Genomic DNA, 18,395 nt, shown 5'->3' with positions numbered 1-18,395 from the left:
GACACTCCATGAGAAGGTTTGCAACAATTTGCGCAGCGCTGATGCTTGGCACATCCGCTCTGGCCCAAACGAAGCAGGTGACCGACGATGCCGGGCGCTCCGTGGAGATACCGGTGGAGCCGAAACGCATTGTCGCTTTGCACGAACCGCTGATCGGTCTGCCCATGATGGAGCTGGGGCTGAATGTCGTCGCCCTCTATGGCCGCGCGAAGAACGGTGAAACGCTCATGGACATCGACTTCGTCGAGGGCGTTTTCGGCATCAGTGCAGCGGAGAAGGGCTTGACCGGCATCGGAGCCATCGGTGATGTCGATCTTGAACTCGTTCGCTCGCTGAAGCCCGACCTCATGGTCGGCATCACACAGCAACAGCGGCTTGCAGAGACGTTTTCGAGCATCGCGCCCGTCTATCTGCAGGACTTCGCGTCCGACGCGGTGACAGGCTTCGCGGTGGAGAAGAAAATCGCGGCCGCGCTTGGTCGCGAAGACACGTATGCCCGGCTGGAAGCCGACTATCGCAGGCGCGTTGACGAAGTGCGTGCAACCCTGCCGCAGGGCGATGAGGACAAGACCTATCTTGCCGTCATCGTCTTCGACCAGATCAACGTCCTGCGCAACAAATCAGGCGCTGTTCAGGCGCTTGAGGACCTTGGATACAGCCGCGCTGCGCTGCCCGATACGGATGACAGAAACGAACACGGCCTTGGGTTCATGGCCCCGTTGAACTCGGAGACTTTTGTAAAACTCGATCCCGACATTCTGGTCATTATGAACGGCTATATGAGCACCGAACAGGGCGAGGCGGCGGTGCGCAAGAACCTCGATGCACTGGCTCCGGGTTGGGATCGCTTCATGAAAGCGGCAAAGGAAAAGCGGATCGTGTTCGCCAATTCGATAGCCGTTGCAACGCCAACGATCGCCAGCGCCCGGCATATGCTTGACAGCATCGAGGAATGGTCCCGGCAGTAAAAAAGGCGGTCCACTCCGGAACCGCCTCAGGCACTTCGTTTGTTGAGCCCGGCGCCGGAAAGAGCGCCGGGATTTTTGTCACATCGGTTGCTGGAGCATCGGCCGAAACAACGAAGCCTGTTCTCGATCCGCTGCCCCATCAAGACGGGTCAGAACTGCCCGCGCACGCCGATGCCGAATTCGCGGGGGCGAACGACGGAGCCGCTAAGGCTGCCGCGGAAGTTGGAGATACTCGTCGGTGATGTGTCGTTGAAGATGTTCTTCACATAACCGAAGACTTCAAACTCATCGCGGGGCTTGTAGCTGACCTGTGCGTTGGCGACCGTGTAGGGTTCGATCTTGAACTGCGGATCGTTTTCGCTATTGGAGAAGTAGCTTCCCACATGCCGCAGGTCGGCATTGACCGCCCATTGTTCGGTAATGTCCCAGTTCGCGCCGATGGAGAAGCTGTAGCGCGGCGAACGTTCGAACTCCTTGCCTTCGAAGTCAGCCGCCGAGTTGGTGAATTCGACAACCTCGGTTCGCAGCAATCCGGCAGACCCATAGATCTGGAACGCGTCGTTGAAGCGATACGTCCCGCCCACTTCCAACCCGTAGCTGCGTGCGCGTTCCGCATTGACGGTCACGCTTTCAGGGAAAACGGAGGAGATGAAGTTGATGACGTTGCGCTGTGCGTCACGGTGGTCGGTGTAGAAGAGATTGCCGGTCAGCGTCAGGCGATCGTCCAGAAGATTGGCGCGGCCGAAAAGCTCGTAGTTCCAGGCTGTCTCCTGCTGAAATGGCACCGCGATGTTGGTGCGGCTGCGCAGGCTCACGCCGCCCGGGTTGTAGCCTCGGCTGACCAAACCTCCAATGACGATATCCGGCGTGACCTTGTAGGAGACTGAGAGTTTTGGCAGAAGAGCGCCGAAATTCTCCTGATAGTCATGCGTGGAACCCGTCGGCAGAGCAATCAGACGCTCCACCTTGTCGTATTGGTAGCGCAGCCCGCCGGTTACAGACCAGCGGTCGGTGATGTCATAGGTGAGTTCCGAGTAGACACCCAGACTGGTTTTCGTGTCATCGAAGTCGTAGTCACCCAAAAGGTTCATGTACTCGTCGGACACGACCTGCCGCGCGAACAGGCCCAGAACACCGGTGAGGCGTCCATCCATGGCTTCGAATGTCGCGCGGGTTTCGTTGGACACGTCGGTCTGGTCGAGCGTCACCGTACCCAGATTGGCAATGCGATAACGCCGTTCGATATCGGCCTGCGAATACTGAAACTGGTTGAACAGGGTGATGCCGTTGTCCATTTCGTAGCTGACATCGGCAATCACGGCATCCGACTTGATAGGCCAGCCGACCACGGCATCCGCCGTGCTTTCCCAATTGTCGAAAGGAAAGCTGACACTCTCTGCCTGCGGGCCGTTCGATTCTGAATGAGAATAAGTCAGTTTCGCTTCCAGGCCCGGCACCGAAGAGGGGGTCCACAGGAGCTTGAAGCGGCCGTTGCGTATCAGAATGTCCGTCTCCGCGTCGCCGGGATCGAAGGCCGGGTTCACGAAGTCGACATAGGTGTCGCGGTCGAAGTAATCGAGCGCCAGACGCGCCGCCAGCTCATCTTCGATGATCGGGCCCGAGAACGCCACGGATGCCCGCTTCATATTGTTGCTGCCATATATGACCTGATAGGCGGCCTCTGGTGTAAATGTGGGATCCTTGGTGTTGACGATGATCGCGCCGGCAATGCTGTTGGCGCCCTGCGACGTGGTCTGTGGCCCGCGGAAAACTTCAACGCTTTCCACATCCCACAGAGACGATGTTCCGAAATAGAGCTCGTTGAAGCTCAGATAGCGCCCGTCGACATTGAGGGTTGCACGCGGAACCGTGCCGGCTGTGAACGCACCGACGCCCCGGTTCGGGCCTTCCGTTGCCTGACCGCGAATGACGGGCGCGCCCGTGTCCCCCGGCATGTGCACATTGGCCATGCCGTCAACGATCTCTTTGACGCTCTTGCCCGGCGCTTTTTTCTTTAACTGTTCATCGCTGACGACCTCGACCGAGGAAGCGGTATCGAAGACGCTGCGCTCCACCCGCTCGCCGGTCACCATCAGGGTTTCGAGAACGGTAAAGTTCGATATCGTATCGGCTTCCTGAGCCTGTACCGATAACGCATTTGCGACGAGAATTGAAAGCGCGCTGGCGCCCTGCATCAAGGGTCGCTTGATCGTGATTGACATGGAATGCCCCCGGATTGCCATGAAGAATGCTGGCTGGGGAAAACCGTGGCTCGCATGGATTGGAAGATCGTTCCACAATAAAGAACACATTCCACCGGTCAATCATTCCTATGGAAATTGCGTGCCAGCGAGGCGGTCTCGAGCGCCAAAGTGAAATCATTGTGACATGAAAGGCACAGTTTTGATGGTCCGAAACATGGGCGGAATGGACGGCTTGGCGCCAGTCATGCGACACTGTTTTATCACGCTGACTGCTGTTCCAAGTCTTTGAAAACAGAATGGGTTCTGGCAGACTGCCGCTTCATTTCCGGATGAATTGACTGACGGCCATCAGGCGGAAAACGGGTTATGTCGCGGGGGATTAGCGAACACTATGTCATTGAGCGACGCAGAACCCGGACAGCGGGAAAAACGTGCCGGGACGATACAATCGGTATCGATCGCAATGCGTTTTCTGAAAATTCTTGCCGATGCAGAAACGCCTCTGCCTCTGGGCGAACTGGCAAAACGCGCAGGCACGGGAAACTCTTCCGCACACCGCTATCTGCAAAGCCTGGTCAAGGAAGGGCTTGCCGATCAGGACGCCCTGAGCGGCAGATACGATCTGGGGCCGCAGGCGCTCAATATCGGCATCGGCGCGCTGCGCCGCATCGACCCGGTGGAGGCGGCGACGCAACGGGTAAAACAGCTTGCCGCCGAGATGACAACGGCATGCGGCATCGTGATCTGGACCGATCGCGGCCCGACTGTCGTGCGCTGGTTCAAGAATGCGCGGTTCACGATCAGCACGGTCAGCCTCGGTGATGTTCTTCCGCTCGACAACTCGGCCTGCGGATTGGTGTTTCAGGCCTATCTAACACCGCAGGAGATTGCCGTGGCGCGGGAAACCCAGCCCGACATGGTTCGCGGAACCCCACCGCCTGAAACCCGGCTTGAAGAGGTTCGCCGGGAAGGCGGTGCCGAACTGAGCGAGCATCTTTTCTCCGCGCTCACGGGCAAGGCGGCTCCTGTGTTCGATGCACAGGGAGAGCTCGCCTGCGTCATGTCGACGGTGTCGCTTCTGGAGAACGCCGCCAACGAGAAGCACCGCGAGGCGCTGTTTCTGGCTGCGCGCGATGTCTCGCTCGGCACTCGTCCGGCATAAGCCGGCTCCTGCTCATGGAAGTCCGAGATGCTCCCGCAGCGTCGAGCCGCTGTAGTCTTTGCGGAAAAGCCCGCGCTCGACGAGCATCGGGACCATCTCATCGAAAAACAGGTCGACCGATTGACTGGAACCGCCCGGAAGAGCGATGAAGCCATCCATCGCACCTTCGCGAAACCAGTCCTCCACATCGTTGACCACATCCTCGACGGTGCCCAGTGAAACCCAATGGGCCGATCCGACCACTTCGGGGCGGGCAAGCAGCACCTCCACGGTGGGTTGCTCGCGCTCGATATAGCGGCGCAGAAGGTCGGCATGGGTTCTGCTGCGAACGGGCCTGTCCGGATTGGGCAGCATATCCGGTGTCACCCGCCGGTCCGCTTCAACCCCGGTAAGATCGAGGCCGAGCACGGATTTCACGGAATCGATGCGCTTCTGCGTGTCGTAAAAGGCATGGGCCGCGCGGTGCATCTCGAAAGCCTCTTCACGCGTCTTTCCAAGAAAGAAGTAGAGGCCGGGAAGAACGCGTACCGCATCCGCTGGCCGACCCTGCGCCACTGCGCGTTTTTGCAGGTCGCTTCTCAGGTCAATGCCGGCATGAATGTCGGGTGTGGCTGCAAAGATGGCGTCGGCCACCGATGCCGCAAAATTGCGTCCCGTGTCGGAAGCGCCGGCCTGAAAGAGCGGCGGCGGGCCGGCGCGGTGTCCGGGCACGTTAAGCGGGCCTTTGACGCTGAAATGATCGCCCGTGTAATCGATGGGGGCAGCGTTCTTTTCCTCGACACCCGCCTCATAGCAAAGGGCCTCATAGGGATAGCTTTGCCACAATTGGCGAACGATCTCGGTGGCTTCCTCGGCCTTGGCGTAGCGCTCCTGCGGCGAGGGCATTTCCGCCAGTCCGAAGTTTTCCGCGCCTTCGATCGAGGTGACGATGTTCCAGCCCGCACGCCCGTCGCTCAACCAGTGCAGCGACTGAATCTGCCTTGCCATTACATAGGGCGGATTGAAGGTCGTCGACGCCGTTGTGACCAGACCGATCCGGTCTGTCTCACGCGCGAGCGTGGCGAGCATCAATGTCGGGTCGAGTCCCACAAAGCCGGAGGATTTTCCGACCATCGCGGGGTTGTGGTTGAGCGTATCGGGCTTGAACACGAAGTCCAGCTTCGCCGCTTCCGAGCGCTTCGCCAGATCGGTGTAAAACGCGACCGTGTCCTTTTGCTCAACGGTCCCGTCTTCCCTTGTGAAGTCTTTTCCGCGCAGCCATGTCGCCGTGAGGCTGAAGCCGATGCATAAATGTCTTCTTCCCGTTTCAATTCTATCGCTCATGATGAAAGCCCCTCTGCAAATTCAAACCTCTTCTGCTGATCGCTTGATCAGGAGGAAACGTCGTCCGTCTTGCGGGCGCTGTACTGTTCGTAGGCCTCGCGCGCTGCCTGATGTTCGCGCATGAGGGTTGCGGCGACGGCCGTGCTGCAGAAGGTGGATGACATGATGTTTCCTGTATGCGCTAGAGACGCGCTGAATTAATCTAGACTAGAAATATCATATTTTGTGACGTTTGTGCGTGAACGTCAAGAAGGCGAGGCCGATCCGGTGGCAGATCGCGGCTTGTCTACTCGTACAATTGCGGTTAGGCCTGTGACTTCGAGTGAGGATGAAAACAAGCTCGGCGCTTTGCAGGGAGCGTGGCCGTGAGGTAGCGCTGGTACCGATTGAGATCGTGCGCGTGCGTTCTGCTCGATCTCGAAAACAGCCAACAGACGAAACTGCATGTCCCATCCCGATCTGAACCTTCTTATCGCGCTGGACGCGCTCTTGAGCGAAGGCAGTGTGGCGGCGGCTGCAAGGCGGCTGAATCTCAGCCCCTCGGCCACCAGCCGGGCACTTGCCCGTCTCAGGGAAACCACCGGCGACCCACTGCTCGTACAGGCCGGGCGCAGGCTGGTGCCGACGCCCAGGGCGCTGGAACTGCGAGAGACGGTCGGGGCGCTGGTGGAAGATGCGCAGACCATGCTGAGGCCGCAGGAAAATCTGGACCTTGGCCGGATCGAGCGTGATTTCACCCTCAGGACCAGTGACGGCTTTGTCGAGAATTACGGTCCGGCGCTGATCGCCCGCCTTGGGGCCGATGCACCGGGTTTGCGGCTACGTTTCGTTCTCCGGCAAGGCGCGGACAACAGTGGCCTTCGCAACGGTCATATCGATCTGGAAACCGGTGTCGTCAATGCGTCGATGGGGCCGGAATTTCGTACGCAGGCGCTGTTTCGCGACCGCTTTGTCGGCGCGATGCGTGCGGACAGTGCCGTGGCAGATGACATTGCTTCCGCCAAAGCCTACGCGACGCGCCGCCATGTCGATATTGCGCGCCATGTGGCCGGTTGCGAACACCCGCATGCGCCGATTGACGATGCGCTTGCGCTGCTCGGCCTCAGGCGCGATGTCGCTGTTATCGTGGGCGGTTTTTCAAGCGTTCTTGCGCTGGCGCGCGAGACGGATCTGGTCGCTACAGTGCCGGATCGCCATACGGCCAATCTGCGGCATGGCCTGAGCACATTCGAACTGCCGTTTCCAAGCCCGCAGGTGACCGTTTCCATGCTCTGGCACCCGCGGCTGGAAAACGATCCACTGCACCGCTGGGTCAGGCAGTGTCTCAAAGAGACGTGCGCCCGAACCGTTTGAAGGGTGCATGACATGCACGGGCGGCATGCGTGCGCCGCGCCTGTTGCCGGGTTGTTTCCATCGCTAGTTTCGCGACTGAAACGAAGCGACAAGTGGAATCGAACCATGACCGATGCCGGAAAGTCTACCGCCACCCCCTCCTACCAGCCGGACACCCGGCGTAAGCCGACCCTTAGCCGCGAAGACTGGAACACGCGCTACCGCGCGACGGACAGCCTCTGGGGCGCAAAGCCGAACCGGGCTTTCGTCGCGGAAGTTGAAGACCTTGCACCCGGCCGTGCACTGGATCTTGGGGCAGGACAAGGCCGCAACGCGCTCTGGCTTGCGGAACGCGGATGGAATGTGCGCGCGCTCGACCTGTCCGATGTCGCCATCGACAGGGCAAGGCAGGCGGCGGACACACTTGGTCTTTCCGACCGGTTCGAGGCCGAAGCGGTGGATCTGCGCAGCCATGTTCCGGAAGCGCGCCGATACGATCTGGTCGCGATGATCTATTTTCACATTCCCGCTGCCGATCTCGCCCCGGTGCTCAAGCGGGCCGCCGCCGCCGTGGCCGAGGGCGGAACCTTCCTTCTCGTGGGGCATGATCTCAGCAATCTCACCGAGGGATATGGCGGCCCGCAAAGCCCCGATTTCCTCTACACCGCGCAGCAGGTTTCGGACGCGATTGGCGAAGAGCTGAAGGTTGAACGAGCGGAGCGCATTGCCCGGCCTGTAAGCACTGATGCGGGCGAACGCACTGCCTATGATTGCCTGGTCCGGGCGCATCGCCGGTAAATCCCCGTCGCTGCCCTGCACTTCATTCGTGCGCCGCATGCATGAATGAAGTGCAGGAGACGCGTGTTTTGCAAACATGAGAATTTGAGTAGGGTTTTTATGTGTCCGCGCTTCGCGCGACGCGTCTCATTCCAACTCATTCCCGAGAGCGGCACGTTCGCAAAGCTGCCCATCGGGATCGCCTAATGCGGGGGCTGTCATGTCGAGAATTCTGATCACCTTTCTTGCGATGGGGCTATCTCTTCCCGCCATAGCAGGTCTGCACACCGCGCTGGCGCAGGCAGCGGGCGAACGAGTTGTCATCGCCGACGACGATCCGGATTGGGGCCTGCCGGCGCCTTATCTTCAGGGGCGCGGCGGCATGGGCTACATCCTGACATCCTGGGTGTTCGACAACCTCGTCGGGCAGGATTCCAAAGGCAAGCCCGCGCCCGAGCTCGCGCGGGAATGGAAGCGCTCCCCAGACGGATTGAGCTTCGATCTGACTCTGGATGAAGCCGCGCGCTGGCATGACGGTGAGGATGTCACATCCGACGATGTGGCCTTTACGTTCGACTATATGCGAACCAATCCGCACGTTTTCGTTTCGCTGGCCAATGTCGCTGGAACCGAGATACTCGACGAGGACCGCATTCGCATCACGCTGAGCGAACCCGACGCCGGTTTCGAGGCGGGGGTGCTGATGGGGCTGCCCATCCTGCCGCAGCATATCTATGAAGGCCGCGAAAATCCGAGGCGCTTCACCGATGACGCCGCGCTTACGGGAACTGGCCCATTTCGTCTGGTCTCTCATGACAGGGCGCAAGGACGTTATGTTCTCGCTGCCGTAGAGGATTACTACAGGGGTGCCCCGCGCTTCGGGGAACTGCTTGTGGTGAAGATGTCTTCCGAGGCGGCGATAGAAGCCATTCGCGCCGGTGAAGTCGATGTGATGACCTCCGTTCCCTTTCGGCTGATCGACCGCGCCCGGAAGGCGGGGCTTTCCATAATCGAATCCGCGGCGGGCCATCCGGCGAAGCTTCGCTTCGAACACGAAGGGGTTTTCGCGGATGTGCGGCTTCGGCAGGGGCTTGCCCATGCCATCGACCGCGCGACGCTGGCGAAGATCGCCTATCGCGGCGGAGCCGTGCCGGCAAACCTCGGTTATCTTCAGGATGGATCACGATGGTTCAACCCGGAAGGGGTTGCATCCTATCCGCCCGATGCCGAACGCGCGGCGGCGCTTTTCTCCCAAGCCGGCTGGGCGCGTGGCGACGATGGCCGGTGGATGCGTGATGGCGAACCGGTGACGCTGCGCATCATCACACAAGGGCGCGAAGAGCGGCTGGCAGTGGTGCTGGTGGATCAGCTGGAGGCGTTTGGCATCGGCGCGGAGCTTCGTGTGCTTGAGTCCGGCGCGTTCCGTGAAGCGGTGGATGCTCGCGATTACGATCTGGCCCTGGCGATCGGCAGCACGATGGGCGATCCTTCTACGGTTCGGGAGCGGGTGTTTGGCATGAAGCGGAACAATGAGCGGTTTACCGGCGATGGCCGCTTGCGCGCGCTGGCGGACGCGCAGGCACGCAGCCTCGACCCGACCGAACGGGCCGAGCTTTTGCATCAGTTTCAGGAAGCCTATGCCGAGGAACTGCCGACCATCATGCTGGTGAACACCGTCTGGGCTGCAGCACATGGACCGCGTGTAACACCGTTTTTCTTCCCGGATGGTGTTGCTGTTGGCATTCCCGTGGCCGTCCACAAATACACTTTCCTGAAATGACGAAGCTGGCGGCGGGCAAAGCCTGCCGCCGTCCGGGAAAGTGCTATGCCTGCGATGAATCCCACCTTTGCGGCCTATCTGCTGCGCGGCCTCGCCGCGCGGCTTGTGGTGTTTGGCCTTGTGTTCGTTCTCATGTCGGTGCTGCCCCGGCTTTTGCCTGGCGATACATTCGACAGTCTGATGGCGTCCGATCTGGTGCTTGGGCTCGATGCCGGCACGGAGGCGGCGCTGCGCGAACGCATGGGTCTTTCGGGAGGTCTGTGGCAGCAGGTCGGGGCGGAGACCTTTGCCGCCTTGCGTGGCGAACTTGGCTTTTCGCTGATCCACGGTGCGCCAGTCGCTGACATTCTTCTGGGTGCCTTACCATGGACCGGCCTTCTGGTGATGCTTGCCGTGCCGCTTTTTCTGGCCATGGGGCTGGCAACCGGGATCGAGGCCGGACGTGCACCGGGCTCGCGCATGGATCGCGCGATCACGCTGGGCATGAGTGTTCTTGCCAGCATTCCGTCCTTTGTCATGGCCGTCTTTCTGCTGCTCCTGTTTGGCATTGTCTGGCCGGTTCTGCCTTCTGCCGGGGCGGAGCCCGTGATACCGGCAGCGGACCCGTTGGAACGGCTCGTCGCCATTGCGCGCCATGCGCTTTTGCCGGCCATCGCGCTTTCGACGCATGAACTCGTGCGCTATTTCTTTATTCTTCGGTCTGAAACCATTCTGGTGTCGCGGCGGGCCTTTCTCGTCAATGCCCGTGCGCGTGGCATTGGCGGTTGGCGCGAACGGTGCGACTATTTCGGGCGCAATCTCATGGCCGTCGTCTTTGCGCGTCTTGGCCAGTCCATCGCCACGCTCTTGAGTGCAGCGCTCTATGTCGAGGTGATCTTTGCTTATCCCGGCATCGGTCGTCTCATGTATCAGGCGGTACTCGACCGTGACTATCCGCTGTTGCGTGGAGCCATCGCGGTTCTGGCCATACTCGTTCTGCTGCTCAACTGGATATTCGATGCGCTTACCGAGGCGCGGGCGCGGCGGGGCTGAGGAAATGCGCTTTCGGTTTTCTTCAGGTGCATGTTTTAGCGCAGCCGCCCTTGCGGCGGGGGCGGTGTTGCTGGCGTTGGTCATGTTTCTGCCACCCTATGTGACCGGGCCCGACACGCTCTCCCCACCGGGGCGTGAACACTGGCTTGGCACCAATGACATCGGGCAGGATGTGTTGACCGGTTTGCTGCGCGCCGCACCGACCACGGTCGGCCTTGCGTTGATTATTGCCGCATCGGCGCTTTTGATCGGGTTTCTTCTGGCAGCAATCGCAGCGGGCTTGCGCGGGCTTGCCGGGGGGCTGGTCCTGCGCATCGCCGATATTATGGAAATCATTCCCTCAATCCTGATCCTGCTGCTCTTTGCTGCGTGGGTGAAGCCGGATGCCTGGGGGCTGGTTCTTCTGATAGCGCTCACCACATGGCATGATGATGTGCGCCCGCTGCGCGCCATCCTGTTGCGGGAACTGTCTCGCGAGAACGTAGCGCTGGCGCGCCTGATGGGCGCGTCATGGCCTTATCTTCTGGTGCGGCACGTCGCTCCGGCGCTCTGGCCGACGCTCGCCGCCATTTATGTCCAGAACGCGGTTCAGGCGGTGATGCGGGTGGCGGGTCTGTCCTTTCTGGGGCTGGTCGATCCGCGTCTTCTCACTTGGGGTGGTATGATACAGGACGCCGTGGACTATCTGCACGAGCCGGCCTGGGTCTGGCTCCTTCTTCCACCCGCCTTCTGTCTTTCGGCCTTTCTCTTCGTGCTGCTTGGCATCGGCCGCAGACTGGAAGAAAGCGCAGCGGGCGTGCGAGGGCAAACGTTGTGATCCAACTCGAAGGTGCAGGCGTGCGGGCCGGGGAAACCGTTCTGCTTCAGGATTTGACGCTTTGCGTGGCGCGCGGCGAGACGCTGCTTCTCATCGGCCAGTCGGGCGCGGGAAAGAGCAGTCTTGCAAGACTTCTGGCGGGCTTTCTGCCGCCGGCCATCCATACCTTTTCGGGTTCGGCGCGCGTGGCGGGTGTCGACGTGATGCGCGCGTCCGCATCCGAAATGTCGCGCCTGCGCGGACGCCGGATCGGCCTCATCATGCAGGGGCTGGCAGACGCGCTCAACCCGCAGATGACGGTTCGTGCGCACATCGCCGAAATGTTGGCCATACACCAATGTTTCGGGGTGACGCCCGAACAGGTCTGCGCCGGAGGCAACATTCCGGAACACCTGCTCGACCGTCGCCCCTTGGGCCTGAGCGGCGGTGAAATTCAACGGCTTTTGACCGCGCTGGCGCTCATCCCCCGGCCGGACTGCCTCATCCTCGACGAGCCCACAGCGGCGCTCGACAACGTCAACCGCCGCCTGGCGCGTGACGCGATCGCACAGGGGCGTGAAAAGCGTGCGCAAATTCTGATAACGCATGATCCAGCCTTCTTCGCGCCGATTGCCGACCGGGTCGCCGTTCTCGACCGGGGGCGGATCGTTGAAGAGGGGGCAGTGCATGACGTGCTGACCTCACCGCGCCACGCGGCTACGCGCGCACTTCTGCGGCTGCCGAAGCCAAAGGCAACGAAGCGAGCCCGGAGCGCGGGCCAACCGGTTGCGCTGAACGTGTCAGGGCTCTGCCATCACCATGGGGCCCGTTGCGTGCTCCATGATCTGAGCTTTTCCGTTCCGGCAAAGGCCTGCCTTGCGATACGGGGCGAGAGCGGTGCTGGCAAATCGACGCTTGCACGCCTCCTGATCGGCCTCGAAGCTTTGCAACAGGGTGAGATACGCCATATACGGAAGGCTTCCGGCGCCCGGACTGTCGGTTATCTCTCGCAGCATCCAGGCCGTTCCATCCCCGGCCATTTCACGGTTTCGGGCACGGTGTCCGAGGCAATGCGTCTGGTGGCTCGAGGGACCGTCCGGGAGCGCATCTCAACCCATGAAGTGCAACGCGCGGTGGAAACGGTGCTAAAGAAGGTCGGGCTTAGCGCGGAAACTGATTTTCAAAATCGGCGTATCCGCACGCTTTCCGGCGGTGAAGTACAGCGCGTGGCGCTTGCGCGCGCTCTTGTGCAGCGCCCGCGATTGCTCGTCGCCGATGAACCGACCTCGGCGCTTGATGTTCAATCGCAAACCCATGTGGAGAAAGCCATCGCTCTGGCCATGTCGGAATGGGGCATGTCCGTTGTTCTGTTTTCCCATGATGGGGAACTGATTGCGCGCATGGCTGATACCATCATGACCCTTGAAGGCAGGGGGTTGATGACAGAGGAAAGTGCATCGCCTCCAGGCGAGGGCGTTGTTGAGCGAAGTTTTCAGGAGTTAGAGTCTACCGGCGATGATTGTCTCGATCAAAACCACTGGCGGGACTGATCTGACACCGGCAAACTGGCCCAGCCACGCTGCGTCAGCGAACTGGTGAGGCGCCTCAAAGTCGTTCTTGATCTCATGTGCTCTTCGACCACGTCAGATTAGCGCGCTACCTCATGCTCCTAGGCAAGACATATTCCTTTGGCGTTTGCTGAAAGCAGTCTTGCGGGATCGTGGCTGATCTCGATCAGTGCCAGCCCGTCTCGGTTTGCCCGCTCGAAGACCAGATCGCGCACCACCTGCCAGACCCGTGTGTCGAGCCCGCCGAACGCTTCGTCCAGAAGCAGGATATCAGGCCGCGCGAGGAGCGCCCGGAGGAGGGCGACCCGCTGTGCCTGACCTTTGGAGAGGCTGGCGGCGGATTTGTCAGCCAAGTCTGGAATGTTGACCGCATCGAGCATGCTCCGAGCCTCTCTCCCGGCGTCGGGGGCGATGAAGAGCAGGTTTTCCAGAACGGAAAGCCGTGGCAGCAGGCGGGGCTCGGCAAATGCCATGCCTGTGTTTTGTGGCAGGGCGAGAACGCGTCCGGTCGTGGGGCGCTCAAGCCCGGCGATCATCCGCATCAGACTGGTTTTCCCGGAACCGCTCGGACCGGTGAGACGAAGATTGTCGCCTTTGCGGATGGTCAGTGAGAGATCGCTGAACACGGGTTCGCAGCGACCTGGAAACTGCAAACCGGCTTTCTCGGCGGCGAAAAGGATCATGACCGTTTCCTTTCCCGCAAGAGAGAGGTCAACCCGGCTTCGGCCAGACCGATCAGGGCAAGAATTATCAGGACAAGGGCGAAAAGGCGGTCGGTTTGCAACCAGCTCTGCGCCGACTGCACCGCTGACCCCAGCCCTTCGGCACCTGACAGCAGCTCGGTCAGAAGAGTGACGCGCAGTGCATTCGCAAGCGCGATGCGCAGGGCGGGGCCGAGCGCCGTCCATACGGCCGGCAACACGATGCGGTGAAGCCGGCGCGCCGCCGGAACGCGGAAAACGCACGCCATTTCGGCAAGCTGCCTGTCGATGGCCGACATGCCTTCAGCCGTGGCAAGCTGAAACACAGGCAGCAAAAGCGCTGCCACGGTCAGGATGACCGTCACGGTTCCGCCATCGAACCAGAGGATGCAGAGTATGGCGAGGATCGGTGCCGGCATCCCCATCAGGATCAGGCGCAGCGGTGCAAAAAATGCCGAGACGGCCGGCCAGCGCCAGCCAAGCAGGCCGAGCGGTGCACCGACCGGAAAGGCCAGCGCCAGCCCCGCAGCCGCCCGGCCAAGACTGGGCAGAAGCGTTTCGGTCCAGAACGTCCGCTCGCTGAGGATGGTGCCAAGCGCCTTTGCCACGGCCAAGGGGCCGGGCAGGATCGCGGGCAGGCTTTCGCGCGCGGCAAAGGCCCAGAGCGCGACCAGCCCCGCAAGACCCGCCAGAAAGGCGAGGCGCCGCATCATCGTCCGTAGAAGTCCGGGCCGGGGAGTGCGCCGCCAATGGCGGCGGGCTCGATGCTCATTATCTCGGCAAAAAAGGCCGCCAGCACGTCCTGCCGTTCAGGCATGGGCAGGTCCAGCGCCCTGATCCTCGAAAAGCCCGCCCTCGCGCGGTCCATATGCGGAAAATGCAGGGAAAGCAGGTCTGCGGCGTTGCCGGGGTTCGCTGCAAGGGCGTGGAAAGCGGCAAGATAGGCTCCCCGGATCTGCGGATTGTTCTTAAATGCGTCGTTCACGACGACCACGCCTGCGGGCGGGCAATCGGTCAACTCAGTCGCAGCGCGCCAGAGCGTGCAAAGGTCGGCCTTGCGGCCAAGGGCGGCATCCTGCGTCAGAGCAAGGGTCGCCATCGGCTCCGCGAGCAGCGCCGTATCGACACGCCCGGCGATGAGAAGCTGCATCCCGGCGACAGGGTTGCCGGTGTAATGCGGCTGCCAGCTCTCGGAGCCGGGTTGCGCGATGCGTCGCATCATCAAGTCGGGCAGATATCCCTTGAAGGGCAGGGCGAGGGAAGCGCCTTCCAGATCGCCGAGGCGGGCGACTGGCGCACCACGCCCGACGATGGAGATGCTGCCTTCGGTGACGGTGGCCGACATGACACGCAGTCCGATTCCGCTGGCGGCGAAGATCGCCGCCGTCGGCGATGGCGCAACCGCCATTGCCGGCTGGTCCGACATTATCGTCTTGCGCAGTTCCTCCGGGCTGCCCCATGGGCGGAAGGTGAAGGTAACGCCATCGACCGGCTGGCCTTCCGCAAGTGCGATCAGCGGCGCGCTTTCCCAGATGGGTGGGCCGGTGAGGACAATCTCCGCGGCCTGAACTTGCAGGGGCAAGAGCGCAACGATCAGGGCGAGAACGCGCATGTCAGGCCTCCTTGCGGGCAGCGTCGAGCCGGAAATGCCCGAATGGCGTGGAAAGGGTCTGCGATGTGGGCCTTGTCAGCCCGGCATCGGCCATGGCTCCGGCAATCTCGCCGTCACAGAAAGACACATCGCCGTGGCGCAGCGCAGGCAGCAGGCGGCCGATCACATGCTCGGACGGACCGGTGCGGTTTCCAGTCAACGCTTCATGAAAACTGACCAGAACCCCGCCGGGAGCCAGACGCTCCACAAGGCGCGCGATCAGCGCGTTCAGGCCGCTATCGTGGAAATAGAGCGTCATCGAACACCAGATGATGTCGAAGCGGTTTTCCGGCAGGCTGTCATTGTAGTTGCCCGGCACGATGGAAATCGGCAGATCCGATGCTTCCTGCGCGATCCGTTCTGCAACCGGCGGCAGCTCAAAGAGCGTGACGGCAAGGTCCGGGCGCAGCGAGAGGAGCCGGCGCGCGAGAACGGCCGATCCCGGTCCGATCTCCAGGAAAGACCGGGCGTCGGGCCACTCCGGCAGAGCGGTGAGGGCAGGCTCCACCACATCGGCGGCAATCGCGCGATGAAAGGCTGCAAGCGACCGGTGGCTGGCATCCCAGTGCGCGTCGTCAAAGAGGCGCGGTCCAGCCGGTTGCGCCGTGCCGGCAATCAAGGCGTCGAGGTTTTCAAGACCCGCATGGCGCGTCTGCGCCATGCTGCGGAAAGTCTCGGTCATGGCATGCGGCCCCCCGGCTGTCACAAATGGCAGGATCGCAGGGGCCGTGCGATATTGCTTTTCTTCATGTTCCATCCACCCGGAAGCAACCAGCGCCCGCAGCGCCAGTGCGAGAGATTTCGGCGGAAGGTCCATCTTCTGAGCAAGGGTTTCCACCGTTATGGGGCTCTGGCAGAGATTGAAGACCTCGCTTTCAAGCGCCCATTTCAGAAGGGCAAAGCGGATCGGCCCTTCAAGCGTTTCCAGAAGCCGCCGCGCACCGGCCTGTTGTTCCGTCGTTACCATGTCGTCCGCCAGTTCACCCCGAACGTGCGGGGACTGCCATCTTCCACCACAACGCCGCGCATCGTGTTTGCCGCCGCGCTGTAGTATTCCTGATCGAGAAGGTTCTTCGCCCAGAGCGTCAGGTCTCCGCTGCCGAATTTCCGGGATATCTCGGCATCGACGGTGACGAAACCATCCTGCTTCACGCTGTTTGCCGGGTCGAACCAGTAGCTGCCGGAACCATGCAGGCTGACGCGGCCGCTCCAGACGTCGCCGCGATGCGCCAGCGCCAGCCCCCAGGTGATGTCGGGCGCCATCGGCAGGGCGTTGCCCGACCAGTCTACGGGCACCAGTGTTCCGGCCGAAGGGTTCATCGAGGTGGTGCGGAAGGCTGTCGCCCGCGCCCTCTGCCAGCCGGCATTCGCGGCGATTTCCCACCCATGTCCCAGAGGTGCGACCAACTCGGCTTCAATGCCGTAGCTTTTCGCTTCGCCGGCATTCGAGATGAACTGGGCTGCACCGGGAATGGTCTCGGTGATCTGCTTGTCCTTCACACTGGTGTGGAAGGCGGCGAGGTTCAGAACCGCACCATTGGCAAACTCATGCTTCAGTCCCAGCTCCGCGTTCCAGCTGTATTCGGCATCGTAGCTCAGGCTGGCCGCACTGTTTGCGAAACCGTAATTGTAGCCGGCGGGCATATAGCCGCGCGCATAGCTTGCGTGGATCGTCGTCGCGTCGGAAAGGTCATAGGCTGCGGTGAATTTCGGCAGAAGGGCGGTCGATGTGTCGCTGCCCGCATAATGCAGGTTTGCCATTGGCGAGGTGAAACGCTGCCACGCATCCGAGGCTATGTGATCCACCCTGAGGCCCGCGCCGACGCGGAAGCGCTCGTTGAGGGCGTATTCGGAAAAACCATAGAGTGCCGCGCCCTTCTGGTCGATTTCCGTGTGGCGGTCGGTCGACATGGCGCCGAGGTTGAAATCGGCCTTCGTGCTCTGGCTGAACACGTTGACGCCCAGTGTCCATTTCAGCGGGCCTTCACCGGTCGAGGTCAGACGGATTTCCTGCGAAACGGTTCGGTCGCGAACATCCATCTCCGTCACGCCGAGCGGCAGGGGGGAGGCGTCGAAGTCCAGCTCGAACTCCCGGTCGAACGTGGTGAAGCCGGTGATTGCCTTCAGGTCGAAACCATCGAAGCTGTGGCCGTATTCGAGCGCATTGATGCTGCTGCGCCGGGTTTCCCAGGATGGATCGGAATAAACGCTTTCATAGCGCTCTGTCGCAAACGGTCCGGAAACATAGCGGAACTGCTCCTTGTTGAGCTTCTGGTCCTCGCCCACGGTGGTCAGCTTGAGATAGCCGCTGTCGCCCACATCCCACTGGACACCGAGGAAGCCGGTGGCGCGCTGGTTTCTGCCACCATCGTCCGCGCCCGTCACCGGGTTCCGGATCACGCCGGGGTCGCGGGCGAACTCCAGACCGAGTGAAATTGCCGGGCCGCGTTCTGCCTGCCCCGACCAGATGACCGAGCCGTTGCCACCAAAAGGCGATGCTCCCGCATCCGAGCCGAACAGACCGAGATTGACTTCTCCACCTTCGCGGCTGCCGGGGGCGATTGTGTCGAATGTCAGCAGGCCGGCTTCCGAGTTGCGCCCGAATGTGGTGCCCTGCGGCCCTTTGAGAAGCGTCACGTTCCCGGCACCGAAAAAGTGCGGTAGCTGGATTGTGCCCATGGGCAGGGGAACGCCGTTCACCATATAGCCGACCGGGTCGGACAGCGCGTTGTCGAAGGCCGACATGCCGCGAACGACCAGTCGCTTCTGGGAGTTGGCGCGCTGGAAAACCGTGTTGGCGGAGCGGGCGGCCATCGCATCGAGGTCGGGAGACACCGGCGCTGCAAGCACATCTTCGGGCAGCACCGTTGCCGTTGCGGGCGCTTTGCGCGCAAGCTCTTCCCAATGGTTCGCGAAAATGGTGATCTCGCCCAGATGGGTCGTGCCGTCCTCGGCTCCTGCATGAACCGGCAGCAGAATGCCAGTCAGAGCCGTTGACAGGCTGAAAAGCACGACGCGTGAAATGTGAATGCGGGACATTGATGGCCTCCTTTGCCGGAAGCCGTGCCACGAACCGCTTGGGAAAACTTGTAACCGCCGAA

15 protein-coding genes are annotated in these 18,395 nt (G+C 61.5%); 8 read left to right on the top strand and 7 right to left on the bottom strand.

The features are described 5' to 3' along the window. Positions 1-8: 8 nt before the first annotated feature. A complete protein-coding gene (locus BLW55_RS08185) occupies positions 9-968 on the top strand; it encodes an ABC transporter substrate-binding protein (RefSeq protein ID WP_007007395.1) in 960 nt (319 codons plus the stop codon). A gap of 149 nt (positions 969-1,117) precedes the next feature. Here the strand turns inward: BLW55_RS08185 and BLW55_RS08180 are convergent, their stop codons facing one another. Beyond that, a complete protein-coding gene (locus BLW55_RS08180) occupies positions 1,118-3,190 on the bottom strand; it encodes a TonB-dependent receptor (protein ID WP_177175051.1) in 2,073 nt (690 codons plus the stop codon). Between the two features lie 373 nt (positions 3,191-3,563). On the opposite strand from BLW55_RS08180, the gene BLW55_RS08175 reads away from it, so the two are divergent. After that, on the top strand, positions 3,564-4,334 hold the full coding sequence (locus BLW55_RS08175) for an IclR family transcriptional regulator (protein ID WP_090328135.1): 771 nt from the start codon (positions 3,564-3,566) through the stop codon (positions 4,332-4,334). 12 nt (positions 4,335-4,346) lie between these two features. On the opposite strand, the gene BLW55_RS08170 is transcribed toward BLW55_RS08175, so the two are convergent. Then, a complete protein-coding gene (locus BLW55_RS08170; RefSeq protein ID WP_090328132.1) occupies positions 4,347-5,657 on the bottom strand; it encodes an NtaA/DmoA family FMN-dependent monooxygenase in 1,311 nt (436 codons plus the stop codon). 444 nt (positions 5,658-6,101) lie between these two features. On the opposite strand from BLW55_RS08170, the gene BLW55_RS08165 reads away from it, so the two are divergent. The 6 genes from BLW55_RS08165 (at position 6,102) to BLW55_RS08140 (ending at position 12,924) form a co-directional block, all read left to right on the top strand. After that, positions 6,102-7,010 (top strand): LysR family transcriptional regulator, encoded by a 909-nt coding sequence (locus BLW55_RS08165; protein ID WP_090328131.1) that lies wholly within the window; start codon positions 6,102-6,104, stop codon positions 7,008-7,010. Between the two features lie 105 nt (positions 7,011-7,115). Then, entirely contained in the window at positions 7,116-7,787 is a 672-nt protein-coding gene (locus tag BLW55_RS08160) for an SAM-dependent methyltransferase (RefSeq protein ID WP_090328128.1), read from the top strand. Positions 7,788-7,986: 199 nt separating this feature from the next. Beyond that, positions 7,987-9,546: an ABC transporter substrate-binding protein gene (locus tag BLW55_RS08155; RefSeq protein WP_090328126.1), complete on the top strand. Its 1,560-nt coding sequence runs from the start codon at positions 7,987-7,989 to the stop codon at positions 9,544-9,546. A 45-nt stretch (positions 9,547-9,591) separates the two neighbouring features. Then, the gene (locus BLW55_RS08150) at positions 9,592-10,578 is read left to right on the top strand and encodes an ABC transporter permease (RefSeq protein WP_007007402.1); all 987 of its coding nucleotides are present in this window, start codon (positions 9,592-9,594) and stop codon (positions 10,576-10,578) included. An 82-nt stretch (positions 10,579-10,660) separates the two neighbouring features. Beyond that, the gene (locus BLW55_RS08145; protein ID WP_244509018.1) at positions 10,661-11,395 is read left to right on the top strand and encodes an ABC transporter permease; all 735 of its coding nucleotides are present in this window, start codon (positions 10,661-10,663) and stop codon (positions 11,393-11,395) included. Then, positions 11,392-12,924 (top strand): ABC transporter ATP-binding protein, encoded by a 1,533-nt coding sequence (locus BLW55_RS08140; RefSeq protein WP_177175050.1) that lies wholly within the window; start codon positions 11,392-11,394, stop codon positions 12,922-12,924. The genes BLW55_RS08145 and BLW55_RS08140 overlap by 4 nt, the downstream gene beginning before the upstream one ends. A gap of 119 nt (positions 12,925-13,043) precedes the next feature. On the opposite strand, the gene BLW55_RS08135 is transcribed toward BLW55_RS08140, so the two are convergent. From BLW55_RS08135 to BLW55_RS08115, 5 genes are read right to left on the bottom strand one after another with little or no spacing between them, the layout of a single operon-like run. Further along, positions 13,044-13,625 (bottom strand): ATP-binding cassette domain-containing protein, encoded by a 582-nt coding sequence (locus tag BLW55_RS08135; protein ID WP_025030664.1) that lies wholly within the window; start codon positions 13,623-13,625, stop codon positions 13,044-13,046. Continuing rightward, on the bottom strand, positions 13,622-14,356 hold the full coding sequence (locus BLW55_RS08130; protein ID WP_244509017.1) for an ABC transporter permease: 735 nt from the start codon (positions 14,354-14,356) through the stop codon (positions 13,622-13,624). Before BLW55_RS08130 ends, BLW55_RS08135 begins: the two co-directional genes overlap by 4 nt. After that, a complete protein-coding gene (locus BLW55_RS08125; RefSeq protein WP_090328118.1) occupies positions 14,353-15,255 on the bottom strand; it encodes an ABC transporter substrate-binding protein in 903 nt (300 codons plus the stop codon). The genes BLW55_RS08130 and BLW55_RS08125 overlap by 4 nt, the downstream gene beginning before the upstream one ends. Position 15,256: 1 nt before the next feature. After that, positions 15,257-16,261, bottom strand: a complete 1,005-nt coding sequence (locus BLW55_RS08120) for a class I SAM-dependent methyltransferase (RefSeq protein ID WP_025030258.1) — start codon at positions 16,259-16,261, stop codon at positions 15,257-15,259. Next, on the bottom strand, positions 16,255-18,333 hold the full coding sequence (locus BLW55_RS08115; RefSeq protein WP_090328115.1) for a TonB-dependent receptor: 2,079 nt from the start codon (positions 18,331-18,333) through the stop codon (positions 16,255-16,257). Before BLW55_RS08115 ends, BLW55_RS08120 begins: the two co-directional genes overlap by 7 nt. Positions 18,334-18,395 lie beyond the last annotated feature (62 nt).

This window comes from Nitratireductor aquibiodomus (assembly GCF_900105565.1).
Classification (GTDB): Bacteria; Pseudomonadota; Alphaproteobacteria; order Rhizobiales; family Rhizobiaceae; genus Nitratireductor; species Nitratireductor aquibiodomus.
Note: the sequence above shows the minus strand (reverse complement) of the source record. Positions and strands in the feature narration are given on the sequence as shown.

Coding starts and splice junctions, on each gene's coding strand:
- BLW55_RS08185 (WP_007007395.1), top strand. CDS start 9: ATGAGAAGGTTTGCAACAATTTGCGCAGCGCTGATGCTTGGCACATCC.
- BLW55_RS08180 (WP_177175051.1), bottom strand. CDS start 3,190: ATGTCAATCACGATCAAGCGACCCTTGATGCAGGGCGCCAGCGCGCTT.
- BLW55_RS08175 (WP_090328135.1), top strand. CDS start 3,564: ATGTCATTGAGCGACGCAGAACCCGGACAGCGGGAAAAACGTGCCGGG.
- BLW55_RS08170 (WP_090328132.1), bottom strand. CDS start 5,657: ATGAGCGATAGAATTGAAACGGGAAGAAGACATTTATGCATCGGCTTC.
- BLW55_RS08165 (WP_090328131.1), top strand. CDS start 6,102: ATGTCCCATCCCGATCTGAACCTTCTTATCGCGCTGGACGCGCTCTTG.
- BLW55_RS08160 (WP_090328128.1), top strand. CDS start 7,116: ATGACCGATGCCGGAAAGTCTACCGCCACCCCCTCCTACCAGCCGGAC.
- BLW55_RS08155 (WP_090328126.1), top strand. CDS start 7,987: ATGTCGAGAATTCTGATCACCTTTCTTGCGATGGGGCTATCTCTTCCC.
- BLW55_RS08150 (WP_007007402.1), top strand. CDS start 9,592: ATGCCTGCGATGAATCCCACCTTTGCGGCCTATCTGCTGCGCGGCCTC.
- BLW55_RS08145 (WP_244509018.1), top strand. CDS start 10,661: ATGTTTCTGCCACCCTATGTGACCGGGCCCGACACGCTCTCCCCACCG.
- BLW55_RS08135 (WP_025030664.1), bottom strand. CDS start 13,625: ATGATCCTTTTCGCCGCCGAGAAAGCCGGTTTGCAGTTTCCAGGTCGC.
- BLW55_RS08130 (WP_244509017.1), bottom strand. CDS start 14,356: ATGATGCGGCGCCTCGCCTTTCTGGCGGGTCTTGCGGGGCTGGTCGCG.
- BLW55_RS08125 (WP_090328118.1), bottom strand. CDS start 15,255: ATGCGCGTTCTCGCCCTGATCGTTGCGCTCTTGCCCCTGCAAGTTCAG.
- BLW55_RS08120 (WP_025030258.1), bottom strand. CDS start 16,261: ATGGTAACGACGGAACAACAGGCCGGTGCGCGGCGGCTTCTGGAAACG.
- BLW55_RS08115 (WP_090328115.1), bottom strand. CDS start 18,333: ATGTCCCGCATTCACATTTCACGCGTCGTGCTTTTCAGCCTGTCAACG.